This is a genomic window from Arthrobacter pityocampae (assembly GCF_002927275.1).
Classification (GTDB): domain Bacteria; phylum Actinomycetota; class Actinomycetes; order Actinomycetales; family Micrococcaceae; genus Arthrobacter_D; species Arthrobacter_D pityocampae.
In genome coordinates this window covers 1-5,828 of record NZ_PRKW01000009.1, presented here as the reverse complement: position 1 = coordinate 5,828, position 5,828 = coordinate 1, and the positions used below count along the sequence as shown (strand labels likewise).

1 protein-coding gene and 3 rRNA genes are annotated in these 5,828 nt (G+C 56.2%); 3 read left to right on the top strand and 1 reads right to left on the bottom strand.

Features of this window, described 5'->3' with window-relative positions; all coding sequences use genetic code 11:
- Nucleotides 1-187, bottom strand: a 187-nt coding sequence (locus C4K88_RS17635) for a hypothetical protein (RefSeq protein ID WP_206604389.1), incomplete at its 3' end; no start/stop codon positions are given.
- Between C4K88_RS17635 and C4K88_RS16690 the strand changes: the two genes are divergently transcribed.
- The 3 genes from C4K88_RS16690 to rrf all read left to right on the top strand — a co-directional run bounded on the left by C4K88_RS16690 (nt 187) and on the right by rrf (nt 5,823).
- Nucleotides 187-1,719: ribosomal RNA gene (locus tag C4K88_RS16690) — 16S ribosomal RNA — on the top strand. The genes C4K88_RS17635 and C4K88_RS16690 overlap by 1 nt on opposite strands.
- 579 nt (nt 1,720-2,298) lie before the next feature.
- Nucleotides 2,299-5,455 (top strand): 23S ribosomal RNA (locus C4K88_RS16685).
- Nucleotides 5,456-5,706: 251 nt separating this feature from the next.
- Nucleotides 5,707-5,823 (top strand): 5S ribosomal RNA (gene rrf, locus C4K88_RS16680).
- The 16S, 23S and 5S rRNA genes sit together here, the layout of an rRNA operon.
- Nucleotides 5,824-5,828: the final 5 nt, after the last annotated feature.

Here is a 5,828-nt window from a genome sequence, read left to right as displayed (position 1 = left end):
CGGTTGTTCCTGTTGTTTGAGAACTCAATAGTGTGCCAAGTTTGTTGATACCGATTGTTTGTTGATTGGTTGAATTGGCTGGTTGCCGCACCCCCGTGTGTGGTGGCTGGTTTTTTTGGCTGGTTTCGAATTTTGTGCAGTGGTGGTGCCCGTTTTCCCGGGTGCTGTCGTTGTGTCTGTAATGCATTTACGGAGAGTTTGATCCTGGCTCAGGATGAACGCTGGCGGCGTGCTTAACACATGCAAGTCGAACGATGAACCTCACTTGTGGGGGGATTAGTGGCGAACGGGTGAGTAACACGTGAGTAACCTGCCCTTGACTCTGGGATAAGCCTGGGAAACCGGGTCTAATACTGGATACGACCTTCCCGCGCATGCGGTGTTGGTGGAAAGCTTTTGTGGTTTTGGATGGACTCGCGGCCTATCAGCTTGTTGGTGGGGTAATGGCCTACCAAGGCGACGACGGGTAGCCGGCCTGAGAGGGTGACCGGCCACACTGGGACTGAGACACGGCCCAGACTCCTACGGGAGGCAGCAGTGGGGAATATTGCACAATGGGCGCAAGCCTGATGCAGCGACGCCGCGTGAGGGATGAAGGCCTTCGGGTTGTAAACCTCTTTCAGTAGGGAAGAAGCCGGCCCTTGGGTTGGTGACGGTACCTGCAGAAGAAGCGCCGGCTAACTACGTGCCAGCAGCCGCGGTAATACGTAGGGCGCAAGCGTTATCCGGAATTATTGGGCGTAAAGAGCTCGTAGGCGGTTTGTCGCGTCTGCCGTGAAAGTCCGGGGCTTAACTCCGGATCTGCGGTGGGTACGGGCAGACTAGAGTGCAGTAGGGGAGACTGGAATTCCTGGTGTAGCGGTGAAATGCGCAGATATCAGGAGGAACACCGATGGCGAAGGCAGGTCTCTGGGCTGTAACTGACGCTGAGGAGCGAAAGCATGGGGAGCGAACAGGATTAGATACCCTGGTAGTCCATGCCGTAAACGTTGGGCACTAGGTGTGGGGGACATTCCACGTTTTCCGCGCCGTAGCTAACGCATTAAGTGCCCCGCCTGGGGAGTACGGCCGCAAGGCTAAAACTCAAAGGAATTGACGGGGGCCCGCACAAGCGGCGGAGCATGCGGATTAATTCGATGCAACGCGAAGAACCTTACCAAGGCTTGACATGAACCGGAATGATGCAGAGATGTGTCAGCCACTTGTGGCCGGTTTACAGGTGGTGCATGGTTGTCGTCAGCTCGTGTCGTGAGATGTTGGGTTAAGTCCCGCAACGAGCGCAACCCTCGTTCCATGTTGCCAGCGGGTTATGCCGGGGACTCATGGGAGACTGCCGGGGTCAACTCGGAGGAAGGTGGGGACGACGTCAAATCATCATGCCCCTTATGTCTTGGGCTTCACGCATGCTACAATGGCCGGTACAAAGGGTTGCGATACTGTGAGGTGGAGCTAATCCCAAAAAGCCGGTCTCAGTTCGGATTGAGGTCTGCAACTCGACCTCATGAAGTTGGAGTCGCTAGTAATCGCAGATCAGCAACGCTGCGGTGAATACGTTCCCGGGCCTTGTACACACCGCCCGTCAAGTCACGAAAGTTGGTAACACCCGAAGCCGGTGGCCTAACCCCTTGTGGGAGGGAGCCGTCGAAGGTGGGACCGGCGATTGGGACTAAGTCGTAACAAGGTAGCCGTACCGGAAGGTGCGGCTGGATCACCTCCTTTCTAAGGAGCGCCTCGAACCGTTCGTCCCTGTCCTGTGTGGTGGGGGTGTGGTTCGCAGGAGTACGGCTCATAGCGCGGGCGTTTGTCCCGCGGTGGGCTGCTCATGGGTGGAATATCAACGGATAGGTGCCTGGTGGTCGTCGTGCCGGTTGTGAGTACGTTCCCTTCTTCGGGGGGGTTCTGGAAAGCGCTGCTGGTGGGGGATGACCGGGTTTACTGTTTGGCACACTGTTGGGTCCTGAGATAACAGGGCCTCATGTTCTGTGCGTGCTGGTTGTGCCGGTTGCGTCGTTTCTGTTCCTCTTCTCTGGTGCGGGTGCCTTCGGGTGTCTGTCCGGTGGGTGGGGTGGGGGTGGTGTGGTCGGTGCCTGGTGGGTGGGGGTGTGGGGTCTGGTTGTTTCTGGTTTTCCTGCGCATGCCGCGCTCGTCCCTTCGGGGGTGGGTGGGGGTGTGTCGGGGTTGTTGGTTGAGAACTGCATAGTGGACGCGAGCATCTTAAAAAGAAGCAATTTCTAAGATAAATCTGGTTTCGGACGTCATGTTCGGGCCTGGTTTTCTCGATATGTTTTTGATCTTAGTGGTCAAGTTTTTAAGGGCACACGGTGGATGCCTTGGCATCAGGAGCCGAAGAAGGACGTGGGAATCTGCGATAAGCCTGGGGGAGTTGATAACCGAACTGTGATCCCAGGATGTCCGAATGGGGAAACCCCGCCCGGCGCGCGAGTGACCGGGTGACCCGTATCTGAACACATAGGGTACGTGGAGGGAACGTGGGGAAGTGAAACATCTCAGTACCCACAGGAAGAGAAAACAATAGTGATTCCGTCAGTAGTGGCGAGCGAACGCGGATCAGGCTAAACCAGTGGTGTGTGATAGCCGGCGGGCGTTGCATCACTGGGGTTGTGGGACTTTCCGTTCCAGTTCTGCCGGACTGGTGAAATGAGTGCGTGCGTATAGGTGAACGGGTTTGAAAGCCCGGCCGGAGAGGGTGTAAGTCCCGTAACCGTAATGCGTGACGCCGTTTGGAGAGGATCCCAAGTAGCACGGGGCCCGAGAAATCCCGTGCGAATCTGCCAGGACCACCTGGTAAGCCTAAATACTCCCTGATGACCGATAGCGGACCAGTACCGTGAGGGAAAGGTGAAAAGTACCCCGGGAGGGGAGTGAAATAGTACCTGAAACCGTGTGCCTACAAACCGTCGGAGCAGACTTAGTTTCTGTGACGGCGTGCCTTTTGAAGAATGAGCCTGCGAGTTAGTGTTACGTCGCGAGGTTAACCCGTGTGGGGAAGCCGTAGCGAAAGCGAGTCTGAATAGGGCGTTGCAGTGGCGTGATCTAGACCCGAAGCGAAGTGATCTACCCATGGCCAGGTTGAAGCGACGGTAAGACGTCGTGGAGGACCGAACCCACTTCAGTTGAAAATGGAGGGGATGAGCTGTGGGTAGGGGTGAAAGGCCAATCAAACTTCGTGATAGCTGGTTCTCCCCGAAATGCATTTAGGTGCAGCGTTGCGTGTTTCTTACCGGAGGTAGAGCTACTGGATGGCTAATGGGCCCTACAAGGTTACTGACGTCAGCCAAACTCCGAATGCCGGTAAGTGAGAGCGCAGCAGTGAGACTGTGGGGGATAAGCTTCATAGTCGAGAGGGAAACAGCCCAGACCACCAACTAAGGCCCCTAAGCGTGTGCTAAGTGGGAAAGGATGTGGAGTTGCCCAGACAACCAGGAGGTTGGCTTAGAAGCAGCCACCCTTGAAAGAGTGCGTAATAGCTCACTGGTCAAGTGATTCCGCGCCGACAATGTAGCGGGGCTCAAGTACACCGCCGAAGTTGTGGCATTCACATAGATCCCAAGCCGGAGACTTGTTCTCCTGAGTTCAGGGGTGTGGATGGGTAGGGGAGCGTCGTGTGGGCAGTGAAGTCGCGGTGTAAACCAGCGGTGGAGCCCACACGAGTGAGAATGCAGGCATGAGTAGCGAAAGACGGGTGAGAAACCCGTCCGCCGAATGATCAAGGGTTCCAGGGTCAAGCTAATCTGCCCTGGGTAAGTCGGGACCTAAGGCGAGGCCGACAGGCGTAGTCGATGGACAACGGGTTGATATTCCCGTACCGGCGAAGAACCGCCAATACTGATCGAGGGATACTAACCGCCAGAAGCATGACCGCCCACCCTTGTGGTGACGTGGTTTTTTGTGGATCGCGGGACCTGATCTCGGGAGGTAAGCGTATTAACAGGTGTGACGCAGGAAGGTAGCCAAGCCGGGCGATGGTTGTCCCGGTCTAAGGATGTAGGGCAGAACGTAGGCAAATCCGCGTTCTTGTGTTCGATCACGGGCCTGAGATCTGATGGGACCCCCGTATGGGGGAATTTGGTGATCCTATGCTGCCGAGAAAAGCATCGGCGCGAGGTTCCAGCCGCCCGTACCCCAAACCGACACAGGTGATCAGGTAGAGAATACTAAGGCGATCGAGAGAATTATGGTTAAGGAACTCGGCAAAATGCCCCCGTAACTTCGGGAGAAGGGGGGCCCCAACCGTGATGGCGACTAGCTCGCCGGAGCGGATCGGGGCCGCAGAGACCAGGGGGAAGCGACTGTTTACTAAAAACACAGGTCCGTGCGAAGTCGCAAGACGATGTATACGGACTGACTCCTGCCCGGTGCTGGAAGGTTAAGAGGACCGGTTAGTTTCACGCTTGCGTGGGACGAAGCTGGGAATTTAAGCCCCAGTAAACGGCGGTGGTAACTATAACCATCCTAAGGTAGCGAAATTCCTTGTCGGGTAAGTTCCGACCTGCACGAATGGAGTAACGACTTCCCCGCTGTCTCAACCATAAACTCGGCGAAATTGCAGTACGAGTAAAGATGCTCGTTACGCGCAGCAGGACGGAAAGACCCCGAGACCTTCACTATAGTTTGGTATTGGTGTTCGGTGTGGCTTGTGTAGGATAGGTGGGAGACTGTGAAGCGTGGACGCCAGTTCACGTGGAGTCATCGTTGAAATACCACTCTGGTCACTCTGGATATCTAACTTCGGCCCGTAATCCGGGTCAGGGACAGTGCCTGATGGGTAGTTTAACTGGGGCGGTTGCCTCCTAAAAAGTAACGGAGGCGCCCAAAGGTTCCCTCAGCCTGGTCGGCAATCAGGTGGCGAGTGTAAGTGCACAAGGGAGCTTGACTGTGAGAGAGACATCTCAAGCAGGGACGAAAGTCGGGACTAGTGATCCGGCGGCACATTGTGGAATGGCCGTCGCTCAACGGATAAAAGGTACCTCGGGGATAACAGGCTGATCTTGCCCAAGAGTCCATATCGACGGCATGGTTTGGCACCTCGATGTCGGCTCGTCGCATCCTGGGGCTGGAGTAGGTCCCAAGGGTTGGGCTGTTCGCCCATTAAAGCGGTACGCGAGCTGGGTTTAGAACGTCGTGAGACAGTTCGGTCCCTATCCGCTGCGCGCGCAGGAAATTTGAGAAGGGCTGTCCTTAGTACGAGAGGACCGGGACGGACGAACCTCTGGTGTGTCAGTTGTACTGCCAAGTGCACCGCTGATTAGCTACGTTCGGATGGGATAACCGCTGAAAGCATCTAAGCGGGAAGCCTGCTTCAAGATGAGATTTCCATACACCTTGTGTGTGAGAGGCCCCCAGCCAGACCACTGGGTTGATAGGCCGGATGTGGAAGCAGGGACTAACGACCTGTGAAGCTGACCGGTACTAATAAGCCGACAACTTACACCACACACCCACCCCCACCCGTTCAACGGTGACAGGGAATCCCGGGCAACCAGGAAACCCCCACCCACGAACCAGTGACCCGGGGAGGGTGAAGATCATATGCTACGCGTCCACTATGCGGTTCCCAACCAACAACAGGAACCACAACCGAATACAGGTACATCCAGCACGATTGATGTAACCCCACAGATTTACCGGCACCCAGCCCCGGCTTCACCAGAAGCCGCGGACACGGGTGTGTCAGGTAGCAAGGGTTACGGCGGTCATAGCGTGGGGGAAACGCCCGGTCCCATTCCGAACCCGGAAGCTAAGACCCACAGCGCCGATGGTACTGCACCCGAGAGAGTGTGGGAGAGTAGGACACCGCCGGACAACCA